At 64.7% G+C, this 1,974-nt stretch carries 1 protein-coding gene; it reads right to left on the bottom strand.

The genetic code is table 11. The annotated features are described in order from the left end of the window. The coding region (locus JHD74_RS25655) for an Ig-like domain-containing protein (RefSeq protein ID WP_233169688.1) at window positions 1-1,974 on the bottom strand (1,974 nt) is incomplete at both ends.

Raw genomic sequence — 1,974 nt, 5'->3', positions numbered from 1 at the left:
ACCGCCGTGGCGCTCAGGCTGTGTGCGCCCTGGCCCAGATCGGTGGTTGGCGTGAAGCTCCAGGTACCATCGCCTTTCGCCGTGGTGCTGCCCAGCACGTTACTGCCGTCAAGGACCGTGACGAGACTGCCGGCTTTGGCCGTGCCGTTCAACGTTGGACGGGTATCGTCCGTCACGCCGTTCTGCACGACAGGGCCGGTGATAAGCCCCACATCGTCCACCAGGTTGCTCAACGCTACCTGGCCCGGAACCACATCCACCGTCACCTTCAGGTGTTCGCCCTCGGCGCTGGTGTTGCCGGCCGGGTCGGTCACCGTGGTGGTGAAGTCGTGCGCGCCGTTCACCAGGCCAGTGCCCGGGGTAAACGTCCAGTTACCGCTGTTGTCCACCACCACCGAGCCAATGGCGCTGCCATTGTCCAGAATGGTGACGGTGCTGCCCGCTTCCGCCTTGCCACTGAAGCTTGGCGTGGCGTCATCGGTGATGGCGTTTGGCATCAGTGCGCCCTGCTCGGCACCGACATTGTCGGTGACTACCAGGCCGGTGGCCGGGGCCGGTGGCGTGGTGTCTACCATGATGGCAAAACCGCCGGTGGTCGGGCTGGTCTGGCCGATGCTGTCGGTGACCGAGGCGCTCAGGCTGTGATTGCCGTCATTCAGTGCCGGGCTTGGGGTAAACGCCCAGGCCCCGTTGCTGTCCGCCACGGTAGAGCCAATCGCCACTCCGTTGTCGAACACCGTCACCGTGCCGCCCGCCAAGGCGGTGCCGTTCAGGGTCGGGGTGTTGTCGTTGGTGACATCCCCTTTCTGCAGCGCGCCGGTGTGCGGTTCAGCATTATCCACCACGTTGGTGATGGTCGGGGCCTGCGGTGGTACGGTCACAATACTGATCGCGTACTCCGGTGATGGCACGGTGGTGTTACCCACGCGGTCAGTTTCCTTCGCCGTCAGCGTCACCAAACCGTCTGCCAGTGGCAGGCTCGGTTTCAGTGACCAGGTGCCGTCCGCCTGCACGGTGGCCGAGCCGATCGCCTTGCTGCCGTTGTACACCGTGATGGTGTTGCCCGCTTCCGCCCCGGTCCCGTGGATGGTTGGCCGGTTGTCATCGGTGATCCCACCGGTCACCACGTTGCCCGTCACTGCGCCCACCTGGTCATCGACCCCGGTGATCGCCACTTTGCTTGCATCCGGTGCACTGAAGTCCAGCGTCAGCACAAAGGTGTTCGACTTGTCGCTGACGTTGCCCGCCGCGTCCGTTGCCATGACCGTAAAGCGGTGCTCGCCTTCCGACAGGTTGGAGGTCGGGGTAAACGACCAGTCACCATTGGCATCGGTTTTCGCCGTGCCCAGTACGCCGTTCTGGTCGGAGACCGTCACCGTGCTGTGGGCTTCCGCCCGGCCCGTCAGGGTCGGCGTCGGATCGTCCGTCGCACTGCCGCTGACCATGTTCTGCAACTGTACGCTGCCCACATCGTCCGCCGCCGAGTCGATAAACGGAACCGTTGGTTGCACCGTGTCAACCGTGAACATCCAGTTGCTGCTGGTGCTCGGGTTGCCCGCCGGATCCACCGCCGTGGCGCTCAGGCTGTGTGCGCCCTGGCCCAGATCGGTGGTTGGCGTGAAGCTCCAGGTACCATCGCCTTTCGCCGTGGTGCTGCCCAGCACGTTACTGCCGTCAAGGACCGTGACGAGACTGCCGGCTTTGGCCGTGCCGTTCAACGTTGGACGGGTATCGTCCGTCACGCCGTTCTGCACGACAGGGCCGGTGATAAGCCCCACATCGTCCACCAGGTTGCTCAACGCTACCTGGCCCGGAACCACATCCACCGTCACCTTCAGGTGTTCGCCCTCGGCGCTGGTGTTGCCGGCCGGGTCGGTCACCGTGGTGGTGAAGTCGTGCGCGCCGTTCACCAGGCCAGTGCCCGGGGTAAACGTCCAGTTACCGCTGTTGTCCACCACCACCGAGCCAATGGCG

It is taken from the genome of Serratia sp. ASV30, assembly GCF_016428815.1.
Lineage (GTDB): Bacteria > Pseudomonadota > Gammaproteobacteria > Enterobacterales > Enterobacteriaceae > Chania > Chania fonticola_C.
The sequence above is the reverse complement of the archived record's forward strand: the minus strand, read 5'-3'. Positions and strand labels throughout refer to the sequence as shown.